Source organism: Cryobacterium flavum, from assembly GCF_900103805.1.
Classification (GTDB): Bacteria; Actinomycetota; Actinomycetes; order Actinomycetales; family Microbacteriaceae; genus Cryobacterium; species Cryobacterium flavum.
Genome location: NZ_FNIB01000002.1, coordinates 101,755 through 122,029 on the forward strand (window position 1 = coordinate 101,755; position 20,275 = coordinate 122,029).

The following is a 20,275-nucleotide window of genomic DNA, read 5'->3' on the forward strand; positions in this document are numbered from 1 at the left end:
GTCACCCGGCGGCAATCGTCGCGACTTAACCTCGAACCATGCGGATCGCAGTCATCAGCGAAAGTTTTCTCCCCACCGTGAGCGGGGTGACCACGAGCGTGTGCAAGGTGCTCGACCACCTGGCCGCCACCGGACACGAGGCCATGGTCATCGCCCCCTCCGGTGCCCCAGCCGAGTATGCGGGTTTTCCGGTGCACACCGTCTCCGCCGTGAACTACCGCGAATTTCCTGTCGGAATGCCGAGCCCGCAGGTACAGAAGCTGCTCGCCGACTTTCGCCCGGACGTGCTGCACGCCGCCTCGCCGTTTCTGCTCGGCGCCCAGGGCATCAGCGCCGCCAACCGGCTCGACATCCCCTCGGTCGCGATCTTTCAAACGGATGTCGCCGGTTACGCTCACCGAAATCACCTCGGCCCCGCAACGGCCCTGGCCTGGCGATTCGTGAAGTGGGTACACGAGGGTGCCACCCGCACCCTCGTTCCATCGTCGTCGTCGATGGCCGCCCTGCTGCGCCTCGGCGTGCCCCGCCTGGCCATGTGGACCCGCGGTGTCGACCTGACCGGTTTTCACCCCAATCTGAAGAACGATCCGGCGGTCGCCGCGCTCCGGGAGCGGATTGCGCCCGCGCTCAAGACGGAAGGCCAACGCGATGTGATCGTGGGCTACGTCGGTCGCATGGCCCCGGAGAAGCAGGTGGAGCGGCTTCGTGCGCTGCGCGGGGTGCCGGGCATCCGTTTGGCTCTCGTCGGAGACGGACCGAGCGTACCTTCTATACGGCGGGCCCTCGCGGGCATGCCGGTCACCTGGCTGGGGCGGCTGTCGGGCCGCGAACTCGCCGTCGCCTACGCGAGCTTTGACGTGTTCGTGCACGCCGGTACCGAGGAGACGTTCGGCCAGACGCTGCAGGAAGCGCACGCGGCCGGGCTGCCGGTGGTGGCCCCGCACGCCGGAGGGCCGATCGATCTGGTGGCGCACGGCGAGAACGGGTATCTGTTTCGACCGAATGATGACCGTGATCTCAAGCACTGGGTGTGCCAGCTCGCACTCGACCCCATGCTGCGTGCGCGCATGGGCGAAGCCGGGCGTCGCGCAGTGCTCGGGCGCTCCTGGCCCACGGTCTGCGCCGAGCTGGTCGACTACTACGGGCAGGCCATCGACGAGCGCCTCGCCGTGCGCGCCGACACTCACGTGCCACCCTCGATGCAACGTTAGGGCACCCTAACTGACACGAGAAGGCGGAGCACTTGTAGACTAACTACATGTGCTAATAGCGCATTCTCGGTCTCATTTAAGAGCCATAATTCAGCCAGGGAGGGTTGTTCATGCCACAGACGGCAGGAACCCTAGATTCTCAGCAGAAGACGACGTCACGTCGCCCCGCCGGCACCCTGTATCGGGGTAACACGGGCATGTGGTCGTGGGTATTGCACCGCATCACCGGCGTCGCAATTTTCTTCTTTCTGCTCGTCCATATTCTCGATACGGCGCTCGTGCGGGTCAGCCCCGAAGCGTACAACGCGGTTATCGGGCAGTACCAGACACCGATCATGGGTCTCGGTGAGGTCGCACTCGTCGGCGCCATCGTGTTCCATGCCTTCAACGGTCTGCGCATCATTCTGATCGACTTCTGGAACGCCAAGTACCAGCGGGTGCTGTTCTACGTCGTCATCGGCCTCTGGGTCGTCACCATGCTGGGCTTCGCGCCGCGCCACCTCATCAACGTGTTCAGCCACTAGGGGGCGACAATATGACTTCAACAATCGAAGCTCCCCGCAGCCCGTACACCCGCAGCACGAAAAAGAGCGGGGTCAACTGGGAAAAGTGGGGCTGGATCTACATGCGCGTCTCCGGCGTCGTGCTGGTCGTGCTCATCTTCGGCCACCTGTTCGTCAACCTCATGATCGGTGAGGGCGTCAGCGCCCTGAACTTCGCGTTCGTCGCCGGCAAGCTGACCAACCCGTTCTGGATGGTTTGGGACGTCATCATGCTCTGGCTCGCCTTGATTCACGGCGGCAACGGCATGCGCACCCTGGTCAACGACTACGCCACCTCGCGGATCAGCCGCGGCATCCTGAAGGTCGCGATTCTGGTCAGCGTCGTCGCGCTAATCACGCTCGGCACCCTCGTGGTGTTCACCTTCGATCCTTGCCCCGCCGGTGCGCCCGCCGACCTCGTGGCCTCGTTCTGTAAGTCCCTCTAGGAGCTGCACTAACAAATATGACTTCTTCCACAGCGTCCCCGGAGTCCACCGTCGTAGACGGCGTGCACTACCACCAGCACGACATCGTCATTGTGGGAGCGGGTGGAGCCGGCATGCGTGCCGCCATCGAAGCCGGCCCCCACGCCAGCACAGCGGTCATTTCCAAGCTCTACCCGACGCGTTCGCACACCGGTGCGGCGCAGGGCGGGATGGCTGCGGCCCTCGCCAACGTCGAGGAAGACAACTGGGAATGGCACACCTTCGACACGATCAAGGGCGGCGACTACCTGGTTGACCAGGACGCCGCCGAGATCCTGGCCAAGGAAGCCATCGACGCGGTCATCGACCTTGAGAACATGGGCCTGCCGTTCAACCGCACGCCTGAGGGAAAGATCGACCAGCGCCGTTTCGGTGGCCACACTCGCGACCACGGTAAGAGCCCGGTGCGTCGCGCCTGCTACGCCGCTGACCGCACCGGCCACATGATCCTCCAGACGCTCTATCAGAACTGCGTCAAGCGCGGCATCAACTTCTTCAACGAGTACTACGTACTCGACCTGGTCATGACCAACGTCGACGGTGTCGACCAGCCGTCGGCCGTGGTGGCCCTCGACCTGTCGAGCGGCGAACTGCACGTGTTCCAGGGCAAGGCGTTCATCTTCGCCACCGGTGGTTTCGGCAAGATCTACAAGACCACCTCCAACGCCCACACCCTCACCGGTGACGGCGTCGGCATCGTCTGGCGCAAGGGTCTGCCGCTCGAGGACATGGAGTTCTTCCAGTTCCACCCGACCGGGCTGGCCGGATTGGGCATCCTCTTGACCGAGGGAGCTCGCGGCGAGGGAGCAATCCTTCGGAACGCTTCAGGTGAGCGTTTCATGGAACGTTACGCACCGACCATCAAGGACCTCGCCCCGCGTGACATCGTCTCGCGCTGCATGCTCAAGGAGGTCGCGGAGGGTCGCGGCGCCGGGCCCGACAAGGACTACCTGTACCTGGACTGCACCCACCTCGGTAAGGAACTGCTCGAGACCAAGCTGCCCGACATCACCGAATTCGCGCGCACCTACCTCGGCGTCGACCCGGTCACCGAGCCGGTTCCGGTCATGCCGACCGCGCACTACGCGATGGGCGGCATCCCGACCAACGTGAAGGCCGAAGTCTGGCGCAACAATGAGGTCGTCGTTCCCGGGCTGTACGCAGCCGGCGAGTGCGCCTGCGTCTCGGTGCACGGCTCGAACCGTCTCGGCACCAACTCGCTGCTCGACATCAACGTGTTCGGCAAGCGCGCCGGCAACAACGCCGTTGAGTACGTCAAGACGGCCGAGTTCGTTCCGCTGCCGGAAGACCCGGCCAAGGAGGTGCGCGAGCTGCTGGAAGGCATCCGCTCGTCGACCGGAACCGAGCGCATCGCCGTGCTGCGCAAGATTCTGCAGGAAGAAATGGACAAGAAGGCTCAGGTGTTCCGCACCGATGAGTCCCTCGCCGAGGTCACAGAGACCATCCACCTGCTGCGTCAGCGCTACAAGAACATCGGCGTGCAGGACAAGGGTCGTCGATTCAACACCGACCTGCTCGAAGCCGTCGAACTGGGCTTTTTGCTCGACCTCGCCGAGGTCGTCGTCTACTCCGCCCGCAACCGCAAGGAAAGCCGCGGCGGCCACCAGCGCGAGGACTACCTCGTTCGTGATGACGAGAACTACCTCAAGCACACCATGGCGTACCTCAAGGGTGACGCCATGTCGGCCGATGCCGCCGACCACATCAAGCTTGACTGGAAACCGGTTGTCATCACCCGCTACCAGCCGATGGAGAGGAAGTACTAGTGAGTACCGCCACAATCGATAACAAGCCCGTCGTGCCGGAAGAGATCAAATCCTTCACGGTCACGCTCATTATTCGTCGCTTCAACCCGGAGGTCGACGACGAGCCGCACTGGCAGGATTTTGACGTGCAGCTCTACCCGACCGACCGCGTGCTCGACGCGCTGCACAAGATCAAGTGGGAGCAGGACGGCTCGCTGACCTTCCGTCGCTCCTGCGCTCACGGCATCTGCGGCTCGGATGCCATGCGCATCAACGGCCGCAACCGTCTTGCCTGTAAGACGCTCATGAAGGACCTCGACGTTACGAAGCCCATTTATGTGGAGGCCATCAAGGGCTTGCCTCTGGAGAAGGACCTCATCGTTGACATGGAGCCGTTCTTCGCCTCCTTCAAGGCAATACAGCCGTTCATGATGAACAGCGTCAAGCCGGAAAAGGGCAAGGAGCGCATCCAGACGGTCGCCCAGCGCGCGCGCTTCGACGACACCACAAAATGTATTCTCTGCGCGGCATGCACGTCGAGCTGCCCGGTGTTCTGGACCGACGGCCAGTACTTCGGCCCGGCCGCCATCGTCAACGCGCACCGTTTCATCTTCGATTCGCGCGACGATGGCGCCCAAGTGCGCCTCGACATTCTCAACGACAAAGAGGGCGTGTGGCGTTGCCGCACGACCTTCAACTGCACGGATGCCTGCCCCCGCGGCATCCAGGTGACCCAGGCCATCGCCGAGGTCAAGCAGGCCATCATGCGAGGCAAGGCGTAACTGCCCGATTGCATGAAGAACACCCCCGTCGATTCGACGGGGGTGTCTCTCGTTAAACTGGCAGAGTGAAAGAGCTTGTAGCGCGCGTCCAGACTTGGCGCCCCGTGCGGGTCGTGACTCATTTCAGCAGCGTGGGCGGCAGTATCTTGGCCGCCGGTATGTCGTATCAGGCGATTTTCGCCATTTTCGCGGCCGTTTGGGTGGGTTTCTCCATTGCCGGACTGTTCTTGACCGCGAACCAGCCCCTGCTGGACGCGCTCTATGCAATCATCAACCAGTCGATTCCGGGATTGATTGGCACCGACGGCATCATTGACCCAAAGCTGCTGGCGGCCGCCGGAATTTTCACCTGGATCGGTGCGATAGCACTGGTCGGGCTGCTGTTCACCGCGCTCAGCTGGCTGTCGGCCACGGCCCAGGCCGTGCGCACCGTGTTCGATATGCCCCAGCAGACCACGTTCTTCGTCTGGGTGAAGCTCCGTGAGCTCGGCCTTGGGCTGGTGTTCGGCCTGGCCCTGATTCTCTCGGCCGTCGTGTCGCTCGCCAGCACAGCCCTGCTCGACGTGCTGTTCAGTGTCTTTCACCTGCCGCAGGACTCGTTCTTCTATGAGGCGTCGGCCCGGCTGATCGGTCTGGCGGTCGTGCTCATCATCGATACGCTCACGCTGGCCGGCCTGTTCCGGGTGCTCTCCCGGGTGCGCATTCCCCCGCGGCGGCTGTTTACCGGAGCTCTGCTCGGTGGCGTCGCTCTCGGCGTGCTCAAGGTCCTCGGCGGCGCGCTCCTCGGCGGCGCCAATCGCAACCCGCTCCTGGCGACGTTCGCCGTGATCATCGGGCTACTGATCTGGTTCAACCTCGTGAGCACGGTCACGCTGATCGCCGCGTCCTGGATTGCGGTGGGCATGGACGACGCGGGGATCCCGCCCCACACCCTGAGCGCCGATGAAGCCGCCGCCAGCCAGCGCCGGCGCATGCACGACGCGCTCCGGCTGACCGCGCAGGGCGAGCTCAGCTCGGCCAGGGCTGCCGTCGACACCTCGCCCTGGTATGTCCGCTGGAGCGCCCGGCGACGGCTCCGCGCGGCCGAGGCGATCGTCGCTGGGTACGCCAAGGCGGATGCGGCTCAGACCACTAAGTAGACTTGGCCCATGTCTTCAGCTAAGCCCCTACGCATTGCCAGCATCAACACGAACGGGGTACGAGCCGCGTACCGCAAGGGGATGGGCGACTGGCTGAATGCCCGAGACGTTGACATTCTCGCGATTCAGGAAGTGCGTGCCTCCACCGAGGACCTCGTGGGACTGCTCGGGCCGGACTGGAACATTCTGCACGATGCCGCCACCGCGAAGGGGCGGGCCGGGGTCGCCTTGGCGAGCCGCGCCGGAGCATCCATTCATCGTGTTGCCTTGGGCGCCGAAGAATTCGACAGCGCCGGCCGCTGGCTCGAAGCCGACTACGAGGTCAACGGGCAGGTCATCACCGTCGTGAGCACCTACGTGCACTCCGGCGAGACCGACACCCCCAAGCAGGTCGAGAAGTACAAGTTTCTCGACGCCATGCTCGCGCGGCTGCCCGAACTGACCGCGCACAGCCCTCTCGCGCTCGTACTCGGCGACCTGAACGTGGGGCACCGCACGCTGGATATCAAGAACTGGCGCGGAAACAAGAAGCACGCCGGCTTCCTGCCGGAAGAGCGGGAGTATTTCGACCGTATCCTCGGAGCGGAAGGCGACCCCCTGTACAACGCGGGTGCCGGACTCGGCTGGGTCGATGTCGGGCGCAAGTGGGCCGGCGAGGTCGAGGGACCGTACACCTGGTGGTCCCAGCGCGGCCAGGCTTTCGACAATGACACCGGGTGGCGGCTGGACTACCATCTGGCCAGCCCGCTGTTGGCGGCATCCGTTGGTTCCTACGCGGTCGATCGGGCCGCGGCGTACGACCAGCGCTGGAGCGACCATTCCCCCGTCGTTGTCGACTATGACCTTTCTGGAGCGTTGAACTCATGACCAAACCCCGCCTGTATTCGGGCATGCAGCCCTCCGCCGAGTCCCTGCAGATCGGCAACTACATTGGCGCGCTGCTCAACTGGAAGTCGCTGCAGCAGACGCACGACGCGTTCTTCTCCATCGTCGACCTGCACGCCATCACCGTGGCGCAGGAGCCTTCAAAGCTGCGGGAGAACACCCGCGGCACTGCGGCGCAATATATTGCGGCCGGCATCGACCCGTCGGCATCGACGCTGTACGTGCAGTCGCACGTGCCCGCGCATGCCCAGCTGGCCTGGGTTCTGAACACCATCACCGGGTTCGGTGAGGCCAGCCGCATGACGCAGTTCAAGGACAAGTCCGCGCGGCACGGCGCAGACGCGACCACCGTTGGCCTGTTCGCCTACCCGACGCTGATGGCCGCGGACATTCTGCTGTACCAGACCGAGGTGGTGCCGGTCGGGGAAGACCAGCGCCAGCACGTCGAACTCACCCGCGACCTCGCGCTGCGCTTCAACTCGCGGTTCGGCGACACCTTCACGATTCCCGAGGTGGCGATCGTGAAGGAAACCGCGAAGATCTACGACCTGCAGAACCCCGTGTCGAAGATGAGCAAGTCGGCCGAATCGCACGCCGGGGTCATCTGGTTGCTCGACGAGCCCGGTGTGACTCGCAAGAAGATCATGCGCGCGGTGACGGATGCCCATGGCGGCGTGGTGTTCGACCGCGAGAACAAGCCCGGTGTGGCGAACCTGCTCACGATCTACTCCGTGCTGGCCTCGCGCACGATCGAGTCGCTCGAAACCGAGTATGCCGGGCGCGGCTACGGCGATCTCAAGAAGGGGCTGGTCGAGGTTGTTCTGGGCACCTTCGACCCGATTCGCGAGCGCGTCGCCGAACTGCTCGGCGACCCGGCCGAGCTCGACCGGGTGCTGGCGTCGAACGCCGCGAGGGCTGACGCTGTCGCGAACGAGACGCTGGCAACCGTCTACGACCGGGTCGGCTTCCTGCCGCGCCGCTGATGCGTCCGTTCGTGCTGTCATCGCCCGGGGTCGTGCTCGATCAACCGGTGGCCGACGATGCCGATCGAGTCTTCGAGTACTGCCAGGACCCGATCTTCGAGCGCTTTCTGACCGTTCCGTGGCCGTACCGCTTCGAGCACGCCGAAGGATTCCTCAGCGAGTATGTTCCCGCCGGATGGATGTCGGATCGAGAATATACCTGGGCGCTGCGCGAGACGGCCGGGGCAGACCTCCTCGGCGTGATCGCGCTGCGCTTGACGGGAGAATCCGTCGCGGCCGACGCTTCCGTCCACCGGGTGGGGTCCATCGGCTTCTGGTTGGGCGCCCCGCACCGTGGCCGCGGGCTCATCCCCGAAGCGCAACGACTGGTCGCCGATTGGGCGTTCTCATCCAGACTCATCGATGTTCTGCACTGGGAGTGCCTGCTCGGAAACGTCGCGTCAGCCCGAGCGGCGTGGAAGTCGGGGTTTCGATATTCCGGGGTGGGGCCATCCGTCGCCGCCTACCGGGACGGAAGCTACCCTGACTCGTGGCAGGGCCACCTCGCCGCCGGAGACGACCGTGGGCCACAGCCCGGCTGGCCCGCAGAGACCCTGGGCTCGCGATGATGCCGAGGGTTGTGCTGTTCGACCTCGACGACACCCTCTTCGCACACCGGGGAGCGGTTGCAGCGGGCATTCTGCTGCACCTCGACCGGATCGGCGGCGAATTCGCTACCGGCGACCGGACGGCGGCCACCGCGCTCTGGGATGCACTCGAGGAGGAGCACTACCACTCCTACCTCGCCGGCACTCTGGATTTCGCCGGCCAACGCCGCGCCCGCGCCCAGGACTTCGCGGCGTCATTCCGCGTTTCGTTGACTGACGCCGAGGCTGACGCCTGGTTCGACGACTACTTCCTGAGGTACCGGGCCAGTTGGCGGCTGCACGACGACGCCCTCCCCTGCCTCGATGCGCTGGTGGAGCTTCTGCCCGGAGTGCGTTTTGGCCTCATCACGAACGGCGACCCGGTCTTTCAGGGCGAGAAAATTTGGCGGGTCGGATTGCACGACCGGTTCGAGCACGTCGTCACCTCGGGTGCACTCGGCGTCGCCAAGCCCGACGTGCGCATCTTCGAGCACGCCTGCGCCCTGTTCGGCGTGCCCGTGTCAGAGGCGGTGTATGTCGGGGACCGGCTCCGCACGGATGCTCTGGGCGCGGCTGCTGCGGGACTGACGGGGGTCTGGCTCGACCGCGCCACCGCATCCGCTGTCCCACTGACGCCTGCCGACAAAATAGACGCCGCGCGCCTCCGTATTCTTCGGATCGAGACCTTGGCCGAACTCACCAGTGCGCTCAGCGGGCAGTCAGTGGAAACGCGCCCGGCCTAACTCCAATTCGCGGCCGCAAATTGCAGGAATTATGCGGCTGGGCCAGGTGGAAAGGGGAGACAGAGCGGAGGCCGGATGGCCAGCTGCTCGTCGAGGCGAGATGCCGAAAGCCCGGCTCCGCGTTGGCGGGGCCGGGCTTTGGGTCACACGGGCGGACGCTAGCGCACGTCTTCGTCTACCCAGTCGAGGGTCTTCGTTACGGCCTTCTTCCAGTTGCGCAGGAGGCGGTCGGCCTCGTCCTTGTCCATGGAGGGCTCCCAGCGGGAGTCTTCCTGCCAGTTGGCGCGGAGGTCGTCGAGGCCGCTCCAGAATCCGACCGCTAGGCCGGCCGCATACGCGGCACCGAGGGCGGTGGTCTCGGCGACGACCGGGCGCACGACCGGCACGCCGATGATGTCGGCCTGGAACTGCATGAGCAGGTCGTTCGCCGTGGCGCCGCCGTCGACCTTGAGCTCAGTCAGCGGCACGCCGGAGTCGGCGTTGACCGCGTCGAGCACCTCGCGGGTCTGGTACGCAATGGCCTCGAGCGCCGCGCGTGCGATGTGACCCTTGTTGACGTAGCGGGTAAGGCCGACCAGGGCACCGCGGGCGTCGGACCGCCAGTACGGCGCGAACAGGCCGGAGAAGGCCGGTACGAAGTAGGCTCCGCCGTTGTCCTTGACCGTCTTGGCGAGGTCTTCGATCTCAGAGGCGTTCTTAATGATGCCGAGCTGGTCGCGCATCCACTGCACGAGCGACCCGGTCACGGCGATCGATCCTTCGAGCGCGTAGTGCACGGGGGCGTCGCCGAGCTTGTAGCCGACCGTGGTGAGCAGGCCGTTCTTCGAGTGGATGATCTCGGTGCCGGTGTTGAAGATCAGAAAGTTACCGGTGCCATAGGTGTTCTTCGCTTCGCCCTGGTCGAAGGCGGCCTGGCCGAAGGTTGCGGCCTGCTGGTCGCCGAGGATGCCGGCGATCGGCACCTCGCGCAGCAGGCTGTGCCCGCTCGCGATGCCGTAGACCTCGGATGAAGACTTGATCTCGGGCAGCATCGACTTCGGCACGTCGAAGATGGCGAGGATCTCGTCGTCCCACTGAAGGGTTTCGAGGTCCATGAACATGGTGCGGCTCGCGTTGGTGACGTCGGTCGCGTGCACGCCGCCCTCGATGCCACCGGTCAGGTTCCAGAGGACCCAGGAGTCGGTGGTGCCGAACAGGAGGTCGCCGGCATCCGCTTTGGCGCGGGCACCCTCGACGTTTTCGAGGATCCAGACGATCTTGGTGCCGGAGAAGTAGGTGGCCAGTGGCAGGCCGACCTTGCCCTTGAACCGCTCGACACCGCCATCCGCTGCGAGACGATCGACGATCGGCTGGGTTCGCGTGTCCTGCCAGACGATGGCGTTGTAGACGGGCACGCCGGTGTTCTTGTCCCAGACGACAGCGGTTTCGCGCTGGTTGGTGATGCCGATGGCTTCGATGTCGTGGCGCGTGATGTTCGCCTTTGACAGCGCCTGGCCGATGGCCTCACGGGTGTTGTCCCAGATTTCCTTCGGGTCATGCTCGACCCAGCCGGCCTGCGGCAGAATCTGTTCGTGCTCGAGCTGGCCGGTCGAAATGATCGACCCCGCCTTGTCGAACACGATCGCGCGGGAGCTCGTGGTTCCCTGGTCGATGGCGAGAACGTACTTGGCCATGTGTAACTCCTTTGTTGTTCCAGGTGGAATTTCTAAGTTTAAAGCGGATGCTGCAGAATACGTCGAATGGCTTAGCCCAGGATGGGTAGCAGCACTCCCGACGAGGCGCCGGCAAGGACGCCACCGATGATGGGGCCCACGACCGGCACCCAGGAATAGGACCAGTCGCTCGACCCTTTGCCCTTGATCGGCAGCAGGAAGTGCGCGATGCGGGGTCCGAGGTCACGGGCGGGGTTGATGGCGTAACCGGTGGGCCCACCGAGAGAGGCACCGATCGCGATCACGAGCAGGGCCACCGGCAGCGCGCCGAGGGCTGCCAGGCCGCCGCCGTCGCCGTTGCGGCCGAAACCGATGACGACGAAGACGAGCACGAAGGTGCCGATGATCTCGGTGACGAGGTTCCAGCCGTAAGAGCGGATGGCTGGCCCGGTAGAGAAGACGCCGAGCTTGTTGGCGGCTTCCGGCTCCTGGTCGAAGTGCTGCTTGTAGGCGAGCCACACCACGACGGCGCCGAGGATGGCACCGATCATCTGGGCGCCGATATAGGTCAGCGTCGATACGACATTGACCGGCACGCCCGAACCGAAGGTGTCGGCCCCACTCGCGACGAGACCGAGGGTGACGGCCGGGTTCAGGTGGGCACCGGAGTTGTAGGCGGCGATCACACCGGCGTAGACCGCGAGGCCCCAGCCGATGGTGACCATGAGAAAGCCGCCGCCGAAACCCTTGTTCTTGGCGAGGGCGACGTTGGCGACCACGCCACAGCCGAGTAGCACGAGGATGGCCGTTCCCACGACCTCTGACATAAAGACGACACCGAGATTGTCCACATTGACCTTTCAGATGGGGTGCTGCTGTTCACCGCGCTCGACCTAGTTGTCGAGTGCGGCTGTCGTGCGTTGTGTCTAAAACGTATCGGCGCCCAAGGCGGAGTGAGCCGGTTTCGCCTGCACATTCGTGCAGATTGCCGGCAATCGTCAGCCCCGGACGGGGGGTCAGGCGCCGAAGACGGCGGCCTCGCTGGCGGCAGCGAGGTCGACCCCGTGTGCGTCGATCAGGATGCCGCGTGCCAGCTCGATTTCTTCAGCCCGGCGTTCGGCGTCCCAGCCGAGCACGGGGGCGACGACGAGCGCGAGCTCTTTGAGCAGCGGGGTGGTGACCGCGCCGACGAAGGCCATGCTGGTGCGGCGCAGGAGCACGTCGATCAGGCGCACGACGCTCTCGGTCGATGCCAGAAACTCGATCTCACGCCGGCTGTAGGCCGCGTTGTGCTGGAGCGGGGCATCCGCCGGACCGCTTGGGTCGGTCAAGAACTCGATGACCTCGCTGGCCCGCGTTCCGTACCGGGCGAGCAGGGCTGCGGCGCGGTCAGTGCCGACCTCGTCGCCGTGGGCGGTGACCCAAACCTGGTGGGCGGCATCCGTTGCCGGGAAGTTGCGCCCGCCACCGATGGCCAGGCCCTCGGTAGAGACGGTGCGCGGCAGGCCAAGCAGCTTCAGAATGTCGGTGCTCAGGTTTTCGGCCAGGGCACGGAACGTTGTCCACTTGCCTCCGACCAGGCTGAGCAGGGTGCCGTCGGCGGCTCCGGCGCGGGGCAGCGGACGCGACTCGATGCGATAGTCGCGGGAGACGAAACCGGGGGCCTCATCGTCGTGGCGGGGCAGCGGGCGCACACCGGCGAAGCGAAACACGATGTGCGAACGATCGACCTTTACCGTTGGGAAAACGTGCGCGACCAGGTCGAAGAAGTAGTCGATCTCAGGTTCGGTGCACCGAATCGGCTTGGTCATATCGTGCTCGAGGTCGGTGGTACCGACCAGAACGCGGCCCTTGAGCGGGTAGATCAACACGATGCGACCGTCTTCATGCTCGAAGAAGATCTCGCGTCCACCGGTTGCCGCGAGCAGCTCCGGGTTGTCGAGCACCACGTGGGAGCCTTTGGTGCCGCCCATGAAGGTGCTCGGCTGACCGAGGGCAGAGTTGGTGAGGTCGGTCCAGGGGCCACTGGTGTTGACGACGACATCCGCCTGGAATCGGAATTCATCGCCGGTGATGGTGTTGCGCAGGAGCACACCGTTCTCATCCATGCCCGCGGCTTCAACGTAATTAGCGGCGCGGGCGTGGGGACCGGCGTCGAGGCCGTCGCGCAGCACATCGAGGGCGAGACGCTCAGGGTCGTGCATGGCCGCGTCGTAGTAGGTGGCGGTGTACTTGAGGCCGGGGTTCAGCAGCGGCAGGGCGGCGAGCGCCTTGGCACGGCCCTTGAACTCGTGGCGCGGCACGGTGCCGCCGTCGCGGGAGAAGGCGTCGTAGATCATCATACCGAGCTTGATGAGCATGGCGCCGCGCTCAACGTGCTTGGCTCCCTGCTTGTGGGTCAGGAACCGGAGCGGCGCTGCCATCACACCGGAGAAGGTGGAGAAGATGGGAATGGTCGTCTGCAGCGGCTTGACGTAGTGCGGCGCGATCTTGAGCAGGCTGTTGCGCTCCGTCACCGACTCCTTCACCAGGCGAAACTCACCGTTTTCGAGGTAGCGCACGCCGCCGTGGATCATGTGCGAGCTGGCCGACGAGGCGCCGGAGACGAAGTCGTTCTTTTCTACGATGACCACGTCGACGCCCTGGAGTGCCAGATCGCGGAAGGTCGCGATGCCGTTGATGCCTGCGCCGATGATGAGCACCTGGGCGTTCGGATGAGCGGGGATCGCGGTCGAAGTCTGTGAGTTTAAGAACGACATTGTTGTCACCTCTGTCTCGGGCTTGCACTCGACAAGCCATGTGAATAGATTCATTCTGACAGTCCTACATAATTTCTCAACCGGATTGAACATACGTGCAAGGAGCCGCTGTGACCTTCGAGACCGACCCCGTGCAGTCCGACCGCAGCCGCGATGCCCTCACCGCCGCGCACCTGTACTACATGCAGGACCTCACAATGGATGCCATTGCCCAGGAGCTACATACCTCCCGTTCCTCCGTCTCCCGCTTGCTCAGCCACGCTCGAGAGACCGGCCTGGTCGACATCCAAATCAAGTCCCCACTGGATGCCCCGAGTCACCTCGAGCAGCAGATCGAGGCTCGATTTCAGATCACCGCGCACGTCGTTCCGGTTCCGGACAGCGCGAGCGATGTCGATCGGCTCGAGCGTGTGGCCCTGTCTGTTGCACGGATTCTCGGCCAATACTTTGACTCGAACATGACCATGGGTATCGCCTGGGGTTCGACCATGAACGCGATCAGCCGGCACGTGACGCCCAAGCAGACGCACAACTCGCAGATCGTGCAGCTCAACGGCGCCGGAAATATGCGTACGACCGGTCTCGGCTACGCGAGTGAGATTCTCGGCCGTTTCGGAACGGCCTTCGGCGCGCATGTGCAGCAGTTTCCGGTGCCGGCCTTCTTCGACGACCCCGCGACCAAGCAGGCGCTGTGGCGCGAGCGCAGCATCAGTCGCCTGATCGATATGCAGTCCATCATGGATATCGCCCTGTTCGGCCTCGGTTCTCCGTTCTCCGGCGTGATCAGCCGGGTCTACGCCGGCGGCTACCTCGAGCAGGCCGAATTCGACGCCCTCAGCGCGGCCGGCGTGGTCGGCGACGTCGCGACAGTGTTCTACCGCGCCGACGGTTCGGCCGACGATATCGCCATGAACGAACGCTCCACCGGTCCGGACTTCACCGCGCTGCGCCGCACCCCGCGCCGCATCTGCGTTGTGGCCGGTCGCTCCAAGCTCGCGAGCCTGCGCGGCGCTCTGGCCGCACACCTCATCACCGACCTGTTCGTCGACGAGAGCACGGCCCGCGCCCTGGTCGAGGCAAACTGATCGGATATTGAACGGAATACCACGGCGCGCAGGCTGTTGCACTATAACTAGAAGTACTACACGTGCTCCGGGGTCGGTGTAATTCCGAACCGGCGGTTAAAGTCCGCGACCCGTTAGTCCCTTTGACGAGGGACCGACGGTTGAGCTGGTGAAACTCCAGCACCGACGGTTAAAGTCCGGACGGGAGGCGCACGAGTTGGTTGGCCCCTACGGTTGACCGACGGGTTTTAGGCATGATGATGCACACCCACGCCCCCGGAGCTCGTCCGACACGGATGAGGGCGGGATGACCAACAACGCGGCAGTTAACGTGGGCCTGCGGAGCGCCATGCGCCGCGCCCTCGAGCTGGCCGCCCAGGGCCTCGCCACCGGAGTCAACCCGCGGGTGGGCTGCGTAATTCTGAATGCCAACGGCGAGACCCTCGCCGAAGGGTGGCACCGCGGCGCCGGCACCCGGCACGCGGAGGTCGACGCGCTCGCACAGCTCGACCCCGGCGCCGCTCGCGGAAGCACCGTCGTTGTCACGCTCGAACCGTGCAACCATATCGGCCGCACCGGTCCGTGCGCAGAGGCCCTGATCGATGCCGGCGTGGCCCGCGTCGTGTACTCGGTGACCGACCCGGGCCAGCACTCCTGCGGCGGGGCCGACCGGCTGCGCGCCGCCGGCATCGAGGTGCAGGGCGGGCTGTTCGCCAATGTCGGCGAGGCTTTTCTCGCCGACTGGCTCGTCGCCGCCCGCCTCGGTCGCCCGTTCGTCACTCTCAAATGGGCGTCGAGCCTCGACGGGCGCGCGGCCGCCGCCGACGGCTCCAGCCGTTGGATCACCGGCGACGCGGCCCGCCTCGACGTGCACCGACGTCGTAGCGCCTCCGATGCGATCCTGATCGGCACCGGCACCGTTCTCGCCGATGACCCCGCCTTGACCGCGCGCGACGCCGACGGTGTGCTGCTCCCCCGGCAGCCCGTGCCCGTGGTGGTCGGGCGACGCGAGGCGCCGGCATCCTCTGCCCTGTTTGCGCACCCGCAGCAGCCGCTGTTCTTCGACGGCCTCGACCTGCCCGGCCTACTCGCCGACCTGCACAAACGCGCCGTGCGCAGCGTGTTCATCGAGGGCGGCCCAACCGTGGCGAGCGCGTTCGTGGCCGCCGGGCTGGTCGACGAATACCTCGTCTACCTCGCGCCGACGCTGATCGGCGGCCCGCGACTGGCCCTCACTGACATCGGCGTAGCCGCAATCGGCGAGCAGCGCCGCCTCTCTATCCACTCCCTCGACCGCCTCGGCGACGATGTTCTCATCGTGGCCCGACCGCTCACACCCTAAGGAACCCATGTTCACCGGAATCATCGAGGAGCTCGGCCAGATCGAGCGCATCGAGACCACAGCGGATGCCGCCCGCCTCACCATCCGCGGCCCACTCGTGGTCGACGGCGCCGGTCACGGCGACTCCATCGCCGTAGCCGGCGTCTGCCTCACCGTGGTCGAACGCACCCCCGACACGTTCACCGCCGACGTGATGGCCCAGACCCTGTCGATGTCGACCCTGTCTGACGCCAGAGTCGGCTCCACGGTCAACCTCGAACGCGCCGCCCTCGTCGGCGGACGACTCGGCGGCCACATCGTGCAGGGCCACATCGACGGCACCAGCACCGTACTCGCCGTCACCCCCGGCGAGGCCTGGCGGGTGCTGCGATTCAGCCTCAGCGCCCAGCTGGCGCCGCTCGTGGTCGGTAAGGGGTCGATCGCCATCGACGGCGTCTCCCTCACCGTGAGCAACATCAGTCCGGCCACCGATGTGAACCAGTGGTTCGAGGTGTCGCTCATTCCGGAGACCCTCACCGCCACCACCCTCGGCGAACGCGCCGTCGGCGACCGGGTCAACATCGAGACCGACATTCTGGCGCGCCACGTCGAACGGATGCTGGCCCTCGCCACCCACAATTCCCAGCCCGAAGCAGCAACAAGGAGCGCATCATGAGCCTCGCCGATATTCCCTCCGCACTCGACGCCCTGCGCCTCGGCCGACCGGTCATCGTCGCCGACGACGAGGGCCGCGAAAACGAGGGCGACGTCATCATCTCCGCCCAGTTGGCCACGCAGGAGTGGATCGCCTGGACCGTGCGCTACTCCTCCGGATTCATCTGCGCGCCGATGACCAACGAGATCGCCGACCAGCTCGACCTGCCGGTGATGGTGCTCAACAACGAGGACCCACTCGGCACCAACTACACGGTGAGTGTCGATGCCGCCGACCGGCTGTCGACCGGCATCAGTGCCGCTGACCGCGCCCACACCCTGCGGGTGCTGGCCGACCCGCAGTCGGCCCCGGCCAGCCTGCACCGCCCCGGCCACATCCTGCCGCTGCGGGCCCGCGACGGCGGCGTGCGAGAGCGCGGCGGCCACACCGAAGCCGGCGTCGACCTCATGAAACTGGCCGGCCTGGTTCCGGTCGCCGCGATCGCCGAGATCGTCGCCGAGGACGGCGAAATGATGCGCCTGCCCGGCCTGCTCGAACTCGGTGAGCGCGAGGGGCTGCTCGTCATCACGATCAAAGACCTGATCAGCTACCTGGACGAGTTCCACCCGAACGAGGCGCTGCCGACGATCGCCCCGATCATCGAGGCCCCGCGGGTCGACTTCGAGGTGGAGACCACGGTGCCCACCCGGCACGGGGCCTTCCGAGTACGCGCCTACCGGGACCGCTCCACCGGTGCCGATCACGTCGCTTTCGTCGCCGGAACCCCGGTCAATGGTGCCATTGTGCGGGTGCACTCCGAGTGCCTCACCGGGGAGGCCTTCGGCTCGCTCAAGTGCGAGTGCGGACCGCAGCTCGACGCCTCCCTCGACATCATCCAGGCGGAGGGCGGCGTCGTCGTCTACCTGCGCGGCCAGGAGGGGCGCGGCATCGGCCTGATCAACAAGCTGCGCGCCTACGAGCTGCAGGAGGACGGCCTCGACACCCTCGACGCCAACCTCGCGCTGGGGCTGCCCGGCGACAGCCGCGATTACGGCGCGGCCACCAGCATCCTGCACGATCTGGGTTTGCAGTCGGTGCGGCTGCTCACCAACAACCCGGAGAAGGTGCGTCAACTTGAACTGCACGGCGTCGCCGTGACCGAACGGGTGCCGCTCGTGGTGGGTATCGGCGAGTTCAACGAGGAGTACGTCGCCACCAAACGTGACCGCATGGGTCACCACATTTCCAACATCGAAATCATGAACGGAATCGCCTAATGGCTGGAACAGGACCCACAATCAGCGTTGACGGACGCGGCCTTCGGCTCGTCATCGTTGCCGGTCTGTGGCACACCGGCATCACCGACGGCCTCATCGCCGGCGCGACCCGGGTGCTCGAAGCGAGCAACGCCGAATTCTCACTCGTTCGCGTTCCGGGCAGCTTCGAATTGCCCGTCGCCTGCAAGGTCGCGCTCGATAGCGGTGCCGACGCGGTCGTCGCGCTCGGCGTGATCATTCGCGGCGGCACCCCCCACTTCGAGTTCGTTTCGAAAGCGGCAACGGATGGCCTCACCCGCGTCGCCCTCGACACCGGCAAGCCTGTGGGGTTCGGCGTCTTGACGCTGGACGACGAGCAGCAGGGCCTCGACCGGGCCGGATTGCCCGGGTCGAAGGAAGACAAGGGCGAGGAGGCGGCATCCGCTGCCCTCTCGACCGCGTTGGTGCTTCGGGAGTTGCGCGGGCACATCGGGTAAGGGACGGCGTCTTTGTGTCTCTAGGCTGAACGCATGGACCTTATACGCAATATTCTGCTCATTCTGCACTTCGTCGGACTGGCTTCGCTGCTCGGCGGCTTTCTCGTGCAGATCAAGCCGATCATTGCCAGCAAGGGCACGATCGTCGCCGCAATGTTCCACGGTGCGCTGACCCAGCTGGTCACCGGCGTGCTGCTCGTCGGCATCATCGAGATGGGTTCGCTCGGCCACATCGACAATGCCAAGATCGGCGTCAAGCTGGTCGTGCTCCTCGTGATCACCGTGCTCGTGATCGTCAACCGCAAGAAGCCGAGCGTTTCATCGCTCGTGCTCTGGGCCATTGGCGCCTTGACCCTGGCCAACGTTGCCATCGCGGTGCTCTGGAAGTAACTGCGCGAAAGCGGGCTAAGGTATTTTGTGACCTCTACACGCGGCCACACCACCATTCGTGCGTAAACGCTTCCGCGGGAAGTCAGATCGACTTGCGGGTTTCGTCGGCGCTCAGCCATCCTTTCGAAAGCGTTCCATCCTCATGTCAACAAGCACAGCGTCAGTATCGACGCCGACTACACCTCTCAATCCGAAGAGTCGCGTCATCATGGCGAGCCTCATCGGCACGACCATTGAGTTCTACGACTTCTACGTCTACGCGACGGCAGCCGTTCTGGTCTTCCCGCACCTGTTCTTTCCGACCGGCAACGACACCACCGCGCTGCTCGCCTCCTTCGCCGTCTTCGGCGCTGCGATGGTCGCCCGCCCGATCGGCGCGCTGTTCTTCGGCCACTTCGGTGACCGCAAGGGACGCAAGGCCACCCTGGTCGGCGCTCTGCTCACGATGGGTATCGCGACCTTTTTGATCGGCCTGCTGCCGACCTACGCCATGATCGGCTGGTGGGCACCGCTCATGCTCGTCATCCTGCGTCTCGCCCAAGGCTTCGCCCTCGGTGGGGAGTGGAGCGGCGCGGCGCTGGTTGCGACCGAGAATGCTCCGGTCGGCAAGCGCGCCTGGTACGGCACCTTCCCGCAGGTCGGCGCCCCGCTCGGCTTCATCATTGCCAACGGCCTGTTTCTCGGCCTCGCCCTCGCGCTGCCGTCGACCGACCCGACCCGTCCGTCGGAGGCGTTCCTCGAGTGGGCCTGGCGCGTGCCGTTCCTGTTCTCGGCCGTGATGGTCATCGTCGGACTCTGGGTGCGTCTGCGCCTAGTTGAAAGTGACGTCTTCACCAAGGTCGTCAAGGCTGACAGAGTTGAGAAGCTGCCGCTCGCTGCCGTGTTCAAGTCCAACTGGCGCGAACTCATCCTCGGCACGTTCATCATGCTGGCCACCTACGTGCTGTTCTACCTGATGACCACCTTCACGCTGAGCTACGGTCGTGCCGCCACCGATGCCGAGGTCCCCGGACTCGGCTTCACCTACAACAGCTTCATTCTCATGATGATTCTCGGCGTGGTGTTCTTCGGAATCTTCACCCTCGCCTCCGGCCCCTGGGCGGATAAGCACGGACGTCGCAAGACGCTCATCATCGTGACCCTGTTCATCATCGTGTTCGGGTTCCTCTTCGTGCCGTTGCTCGGTGCCGGTGACCTCAGTGTGATGCTGTTCCTCATCGTGGGCTTCTCGCTCATGGGCATGACCTTCGGCCCGATGGGCGCGTTGCTGCCCGAGCTGTTCCCGACCAATGTGCGCTACACCGGCTCGGCGTTCGCTTACAACATAAGTTCCATTCTGGGTGCCGCAGTTGCCCCGTTCATCGCCGTCTGGCTCTGGACGATCGGCGAGGGCAGCCCGTTCTGGGTCGGCATCTACCTCTCGGTGATGGGTGTCATCACCCTGATCGCGCTGATCCTGAGCCGCGAAACCAAAGACCTCGACCTGCACCGCTGAGTTCTTTCGGTACGGCATCCGCTC

General features: G+C 65.1%; 20 protein-coding genes and 1 riboswitch. Of the genes, 17 read left to right on the top strand and 3 right to left on the bottom strand.

Annotated elements, in window-relative coordinates; translation table 11 throughout:
* Positions 1-38: 38 nt before the first annotated feature.
* The 10 genes from BLS91_RS02755 (at position 39) to BLS91_RS02800 (ending at position 9,162) form a co-directional block, all read left to right on the top strand.
* Complete coding sequence (locus BLS91_RS02755) at positions 39-1,211, top strand: glycosyltransferase family 4 protein (protein ID WP_092339011.1); 1,173 nt, start codon at positions 39-41, stop codon at positions 1,209-1,211.
* 110 nt (positions 1,212-1,321) lie between these two features.
* Entirely contained in the window at positions 1,322-1,735 is a 414-nt protein-coding gene (sdhC, locus tag BLS91_RS02760; protein WP_092339487.1) for a succinate dehydrogenase, cytochrome b556 subunit, read from the top strand.
* A gap of 11 nt (positions 1,736-1,746) precedes the next feature.
* Positions 1,747-2,199, top strand: a complete 453-nt coding sequence (locus BLS91_RS02765; RefSeq protein WP_092339013.1) for a succinate dehydrogenase hydrophobic membrane anchor subunit — start codon at positions 1,747-1,749, stop codon at positions 2,197-2,199.
* A 17-nt stretch (positions 2,200-2,216) separates the two neighbouring features.
* Positions 2,217-4,025 (top strand): succinate dehydrogenase flavoprotein subunit, encoded by a 1,809-nt coding sequence (gene sdhA, locus BLS91_RS02770; RefSeq protein ID WP_092339015.1) that lies wholly within the window; start codon positions 2,217-2,219, stop codon positions 4,023-4,025.
* Positions 4,025-4,786: a succinate dehydrogenase iron-sulfur subunit gene (locus BLS91_RS02775; RefSeq protein ID WP_092339017.1), complete on the top strand. Its 762-nt coding sequence runs from the start codon at positions 4,025-4,027 to the stop codon at positions 4,784-4,786. Before sdhA ends, BLS91_RS02775 begins: the two co-directional genes overlap by 1 nt.
* 113 nt (positions 4,787-4,899) lie before the next feature.
* Positions 4,900-5,925 carry a YihY/virulence factor BrkB family protein gene (locus tag BLS91_RS02780; protein WP_134505176.1) on the top strand — a complete coding sequence of 342 codons (1,026 nt, stop codon included), beginning with the start codon at positions 4,900-4,902 and terminating at the stop codon, positions 5,923-5,925.
* A gap of 9 nt (positions 5,926-5,934) precedes the next feature.
* Entirely contained in the window at positions 5,935-6,792 is an 858-nt protein-coding gene (locus tag BLS91_RS02785; RefSeq protein WP_092339020.1) for an exodeoxyribonuclease III, read from the top strand.
* The gene (gene trpS / locus BLS91_RS02790; RefSeq protein WP_092339022.1) at positions 6,789-7,793 is read left to right on the top strand and encodes a tryptophan--tRNA ligase; all 1,005 of its coding nucleotides are present in this window, start codon (positions 6,789-6,791) and stop codon (positions 7,791-7,793) included. The genes BLS91_RS02785 and trpS overlap by 4 nt, the downstream gene beginning before the upstream one ends.
* Before the next feature lie 11 nt (positions 7,794-7,804).
* Entirely contained in the window at positions 7,805-8,401 is a 597-nt protein-coding gene (locus BLS91_RS02795; protein ID WP_158252823.1) for a GNAT family N-acetyltransferase, read from the top strand.
* Entirely contained in the window at positions 8,398-9,162 is a 765-nt protein-coding gene (locus BLS91_RS02800; protein WP_092339026.1) for an HAD family hydrolase, read from the top strand. Before BLS91_RS02795 ends, BLS91_RS02800 begins: the two co-directional genes overlap by 4 nt.
* A 158-nt stretch (positions 9,163-9,320) precedes the next feature.
* On the opposite strand, the gene glpK is transcribed toward BLS91_RS02800, so the two are convergent.
* The 3 genes from glpK to BLS91_RS02815 form a co-directional block, all read right to left on the bottom strand.
* Positions 9,321-10,835 (bottom strand): glycerol kinase GlpK, encoded by a 1,515-nt coding sequence (gene glpK, locus BLS91_RS02805; RefSeq protein ID WP_092339028.1) that lies wholly within the window; start codon positions 10,833-10,835, stop codon positions 9,321-9,323.
* A 71-nt stretch (positions 10,836-10,906) separates the two neighbouring features.
* On the bottom strand, positions 10,907-11,641 hold the full coding sequence (locus BLS91_RS02810; protein ID WP_092339488.1) for an MIP/aquaporin family protein: 735 nt from the start codon (positions 11,639-11,641) through the stop codon (positions 10,907-10,909).
* A gap of 189 nt (positions 11,642-11,830) precedes the next feature.
* Entirely contained in the window at positions 11,831-13,573 is a 1,743-nt protein-coding gene (locus BLS91_RS02815; RefSeq protein ID WP_092339030.1) for a glycerol-3-phosphate dehydrogenase/oxidase, read from the bottom strand.
* Between the two features lie 110 nt (positions 13,574-13,683).
* Here BLS91_RS02815 and BLS91_RS02820 point away from each other — a divergent pair, with 110 nt between their 5' ends.
* From BLS91_RS02820 to BLS91_RS02850, 7 genes are all read left to right on the top strand, one after another.
* Positions 13,684-14,658: a sugar-binding transcriptional regulator gene (locus BLS91_RS02820; RefSeq protein WP_338061540.1), complete on the top strand. Its 975-nt coding sequence runs from the start codon at positions 13,684-13,686 to the stop codon at positions 14,656-14,658.
* A 59-nt stretch (positions 14,659-14,717) separates the two neighbouring features.
* Positions 14,718-14,854: riboswitch (FMN riboswitch) on the top strand.
* A 90-nt stretch (positions 14,855-14,944) separates the two neighbouring features.
* Positions 14,945-15,979, top strand: coding sequence for a bifunctional diaminohydroxyphosphoribosylaminopyrimidine deaminase/5-amino-6-(5-phosphoribosylamino)uracil reductase RibD (gene ribD, locus BLS91_RS02825; RefSeq protein ID WP_233197364.1), 1,035 nt, complete (start codon positions 14,945-14,947; stop codon positions 15,977-15,979).
* A 7-nt stretch (positions 15,980-15,986) separates the two neighbouring features.
* On the top strand, positions 15,987-16,634 hold the full coding sequence (locus BLS91_RS02830) for a riboflavin synthase (protein ID WP_092339032.1): 648 nt from the start codon (positions 15,987-15,989) through the stop codon (positions 16,632-16,634).
* The gene (ribA, locus tag BLS91_RS02835) at positions 16,631-17,890 is read left to right on the top strand and encodes a GTP cyclohydrolase II (RefSeq protein WP_092339034.1); all 1,260 of its coding nucleotides are present in this window, start codon (positions 16,631-16,633) and stop codon (positions 17,888-17,890) included. Before BLS91_RS02830 ends, ribA begins: the two co-directional genes overlap by 4 nt.
* Positions 17,890-18,366: a 6,7-dimethyl-8-ribityllumazine synthase gene (gene ribH / locus BLS91_RS02840; RefSeq protein WP_092339036.1), complete on the top strand. Its 477-nt coding sequence runs from the start codon at positions 17,890-17,892 to the stop codon at positions 18,364-18,366. The genes ribA and ribH overlap by 1 nt, the downstream gene beginning before the upstream one ends.
* A 33-nt stretch (positions 18,367-18,399) precedes the next feature.
* Positions 18,400-18,756 (top strand): hypothetical protein, encoded by a 357-nt coding sequence (locus BLS91_RS02845; protein WP_092339038.1) that lies wholly within the window; start codon positions 18,400-18,402, stop codon positions 18,754-18,756.
* Between the two features lie 142 nt (positions 18,757-18,898).
* A complete protein-coding gene (locus BLS91_RS02850) occupies positions 18,899-20,251 on the top strand; it encodes an MFS transporter (RefSeq protein ID WP_167552410.1) in 1,353 nt (450 codons plus the stop codon).
* Positions 20,252-20,275: the final 24 nt, after the last annotated feature.

Excerpts from the sequence above, each read along its gene's own strand:
- BLS91_RS02810 (WP_092339488.1), bottom strand. The coding sequence starts at position 11,641 with ATGTCAGAGGTCGTGGGAACGGCCATCCTCGTGCTACTCGGCTGTGGC.
- BLS91_RS02785 (WP_092339020.1), top strand. The coding sequence starts at position 5,935 with ATGTCTTCAGCTAAGCCCCTACGCATTGCCAGCATCAACACGAACGGG.
- BLS91_RS02800 (WP_092339026.1), top strand. The coding sequence starts at position 8,398 with ATGATGCCGAGGGTTGTGCTGTTCGACCTCGACGACACCCTCTTCGCA.
- glpK (WP_092339028.1), bottom strand. The coding sequence starts at position 10,835 with ATGGCCAAGTACGTTCTCGCCATCGACCAGGGAACCACGAGCTCCCGC.
- BLS91_RS02845 (WP_092339038.1), top strand. The coding sequence starts at position 18,400 with ATGGACCTTATACGCAATATTCTGCTCATTCTGCACTTCGTCGGACTG.
- BLS91_RS02830 (WP_092339032.1), top strand. The coding sequence starts at position 15,987 with ATGTTCACCGGAATCATCGAGGAGCTCGGCCAGATCGAGCGCATCGAG.
- sdhA (WP_092339015.1), top strand. The coding sequence starts at position 2,217 with ATGACTTCTTCCACAGCGTCCCCGGAGTCCACCGTCGTAGACGGCGTG.
- ribD (WP_233197364.1), top strand. The coding sequence starts at position 14,945 with ATGACCAACAACGCGGCAGTTAACGTGGGCCTGCGGAGCGCCATGCGC.
- BLS91_RS02765 (WP_092339013.1), top strand. The coding sequence starts at position 1,747 with ATGACTTCAACAATCGAAGCTCCCCGCAGCCCGTACACCCGCAGCACG.
- BLS91_RS02850 (WP_167552410.1), top strand. The coding sequence starts at position 18,899 with ATGTCAACAAGCACAGCGTCAGTATCGACGCCGACTACACCTCTCAAT.
- trpS (WP_092339022.1), top strand. The coding sequence starts at position 6,789 with ATGACCAAACCCCGCCTGTATTCGGGCATGCAGCCCTCCGCCGAGTCC.
- ribH (WP_092339036.1), top strand. The coding sequence starts at position 17,890 with ATGGCTGGAACAGGACCCACAATCAGCGTTGACGGACGCGGCCTTCGG.
- ribA (WP_092339034.1), top strand. The coding sequence starts at position 16,631 with ATGAGCCTCGCCGATATTCCCTCCGCACTCGACGCCCTGCGCCTCGGC.
- sdhC (WP_092339487.1), top strand. The coding sequence starts at position 1,322 with ATGCCACAGACGGCAGGAACCCTAGATTCTCAGCAGAAGACGACGTCA.
- BLS91_RS02815 (WP_092339030.1), bottom strand. The coding sequence starts at position 13,573 with ATGTCGTTCTTAAACTCACAGACTTCGACCGCGATCCCCGCTCATCCG.
- BLS91_RS02755 (WP_092339011.1), top strand. The coding sequence starts at position 39 with ATGCGGATCGCAGTCATCAGCGAAAGTTTTCTCCCCACCGTGAGCGGG.